At 75.3% G+C, this 2,867-nt stretch carries 2 protein-coding genes and 1 pseudogene; all 3 read right to left on the bottom strand.

Annotation, left to right across the window (positions count from 1 at the left end):
- Positions 1-761 (bottom strand): hypothetical protein (locus AB0O00_RS34285; protein WP_363658527.1); only part of this gene is annotated, 761 nt, incomplete at its 3' end.
- Positions 762-964: 203 nt separating this feature from the next.
- Positions 965-1,945, bottom strand: coding sequence for an N-acetylmuramoyl-L-alanine amidase (locus AB0O00_RS34280; RefSeq protein ID WP_363658525.1), 981 nt, complete (start codon positions 1,943-1,945; stop codon positions 965-967).
- A 7-nt stretch (positions 1,946-1,952) separates the two neighbouring features.
- Positions 1,953-2,867, bottom strand: a pseudogene (locus tag AB0O00_RS34275) (hypothetical protein); the annotation flags it as partial.

Here is a 2,867-nt window from a genome sequence, read left to right as displayed (position 1 = left end):
GGCGCCGGCACGGCGAACCAGAACGGCGCGAAGTCGGCCGCCGGGGCCGGCTGCGGGGCCGGGGCGGGCGCCGGCTGGGCGGCGACCGGAGCCGGGGTGATGTCCTGCGGGCCGGGCTGGGGCTGGCCCACCTGGCCGGGCGCACCCGGGGCCGGGTAGCCGTAGCCGCCGGGCTGGGCGCCGTACGCCGGGGCCTGGTTCGGGTCCTGGCCCTGCACCGGGTAGCCGTACTGGCCGGGCTGCGGCTGACCGGGCTGGCCCGGCATCGGGTAGCCGCCCTGGTACGGGACGGCCGGACGGTCGGTCACCAGCGGCGCCTTCAGCGCGGGCACCAGCGGACCGGCCGCGGCGGCGCCGGCGAGCACGATCAGCGAGATGAGGCCGAGCCAGGCGCCGAAGCCGTGGCTGACGCTCGGACCGGTGCCGGCGCCGCCCAGCGCCCAGATGGACGTCCAGAGCGCGGCCACCGCGAAGGCGATGCCCCACTGGTCCAGCCGCAGGCCGAGGACCTGACGGTTGGCCGCGGCCGGGCCCTGGAACCGCTGCACCAGGATCAGCGCGGCGGCGGCGATGCCCAGCAGGTAGATCGACGGCAGGACGGGGAACAGCGCGGTGCTCCAGGCGTTCTGCGACGTGTCGATGTTCCCGCAGTACGCCCCGGAGCAGTTCCAGCTCAGGTAGGGCAGGAAGGAGGCGATGAAGAGCAGGACGGCCGCGCCTGCGATGGCGGCGTCTCCCCTGGTGAGAGCGCGCAGATTCACTTACGTTCCCCTCGTTGACGTTTCGTGGACGGCGGTCCGCCCGGTCGCGCCGACCGGCCGGGAACCCCCGAACGGACCAGAAGCCTAGGGCCAACCGCCCCACCGGCGCACAGCGGGGACCGGGAACGGGTCGAATTCGTTGCAAACGGCGCAGCCCGAACGCCCTGGGAATCAGCTCCGCGCCGTCAGGAACGCCGTGGGGATCAGCTCCGCGCTGTCAGGAACGCCGTCAGCGCGTCGGCGATCCCCTGGGCCGCCTTCTGCCGCCACTGAGGGTCCGTCATCCGCTTCGCGTCCGCCGAGTTGCGCATGTTACCGCACTCGATGAACACCTTGGGGACCGTCGAGAGGTTGAGGCCGCCCAGGTCGGAGCGGGTGTCCAGGCCGTCGCTCGCGGTGTAGTCGGCGTACGGCTCGCCGGTCGCGGCGCGGAACTGCTCGCGCAGCAGGAGGCCCAGCCGGCGGGACGGTTCGACGATCGCCGAGTTGTCGGCCTTCCCGGCGACCACCTTGGCGGGCAGGATCACGTGGAACCCGCTGCCGCCCGCCGGACCGCCGTCCCCGTGCACCGAGAGCGCCACGTCGGCGTGGGCGTCGGCGGCGGCCTTGGCGCGCTCGTCGATGCACGGGCCCCACGGGCGGTCGCCGTCCTGGGTGAACACCACGGTGGCGCCGCGGGCGGTGAGGATCGCGCGGGCGCGGCGGGAGACGTCCAGGCTGTAGTCGGCCTCGGTGTAGCCGGAGTTGGTGTCGGTGCCGGTGGTGTCGCACTCCTTGCGGGCGTTGCCGATGTCGACCTGACGGTTGATCTCGGCGGTGTGCGCGGTGTTGCCGGGGTTGTGGCCGGGGTCGAGCAGGATCGTGCGGCCGGTGAGGGTGGTTCCGGCGGCGGGCGTGGTGGCGGCGGGTGGTGTGTCCCCGGGTGTCGCGGGGGCTGCGGGTGTGGTGGCGGCGGGTGTTGAGGGGGCGGGTGCCGTGGTGGCGGGCGTCGACGGCGGTGCCGCCCCGGGCGTGGCGCTCGCGGCGGCCGTGCCGGCCGCGGCCGTCGCACCGGCGGGCGAGTCGTGGCTGACGGCCTGCCAGCCGAGCCAGCCCGCGAGGCAGAGCGGTACGGCCGCGCCGACCACCGTGGTGGCGCGCAGCAGGGCGGAGCGGCGGGGCGGTCGGTTCGTCGGGCCGGTCACGAGTGGTTCAGATCCTGTCCTGGGTCCGCGCGGTGAGGCCGAACGTGTCGGCGATCGGCTTCCACTTGCCGACGAAGTCCTTCTTCGCCTGCGTCGCTTGGGGGTTGAGCTCGTCGGCGTGCTTCTTGTCGGCGGTGGTCGGGGCACTGCCCGAGCAGCCCTGGTTGGCCACCGAGCGCGCCCACGCCGCGTACGCCCGGTCGATGTCGGCCGACAGCTGCCAGGCCGACTTCAGCGACTGGACGGCGTCCGCGCCGCCCGGGACGTCCGAGGCGCTCAACGCGCCCAGCTTGCGCAGCAGTTCGTCGCGCTGCTTGGCGCCGTTGTCGAACACCTGCGCCGCGCTGTCGATGTCGGCCTTGGCCGGGCAGCTGCTCACCTTCGCCACCGCGCTGCCGATCGGGGCCTTCGCGCTCTCGCCCTGGGTGAGCAGGTCGTCCAGCGCGCCCGCCTGGGCCTTGGCGTTCGGCCCGGCGGTGGTCGCGGACGGGCTGGGCGTCGCGCTCGCCGAGGCCGGGTCGGTCGCGGCGGTGCTCGGGGCGCCCGCCGAACCGCTCGGCACCGGGGCCGGCTGCGGGTTGGCGGACGACGCCGGGTCGGTGGCGGTGACGGCCGGGGCGGGCGCGGCCTGGCCCTTCTTGTCGTCGCCCTTGACCGCCATCAGCAGGCCGCCGCCGACCGCCAGCACCAGGAGCAGCGCGAAGCCGATCAGCAGGGGCGCCTTGCGGTTGGCGGGGCGCTCCTCGTCGTCGTCCAGGTCCTCGTAGCCGGTCGGGTAGTCGGGCTGGGCCGGGTAGCCGGGCTGCGGGGGGTACTGGTAGCCGGGGCCGGGCGGCGGGCCGGGCCGGCCCGGGTAGGCGCCGGGGTCGACGGCCGACCGGAGCAGCCCGATCCGCACCATCGCGGCCTCGGCGGCGCGGAC

The sequence above is a fragment of the Kitasatospora sp. NPDC093558 genome (assembly GCF_040683475.1).
Taxonomy (GTDB): domain Bacteria; phylum Actinomycetota; class Actinomycetes; order Streptomycetales; family Streptomycetaceae; genus Kitasatospora.
Note: the sequence above shows the minus strand (reverse complement) of the source record. Positions and strands in the feature narration are given on the sequence as shown.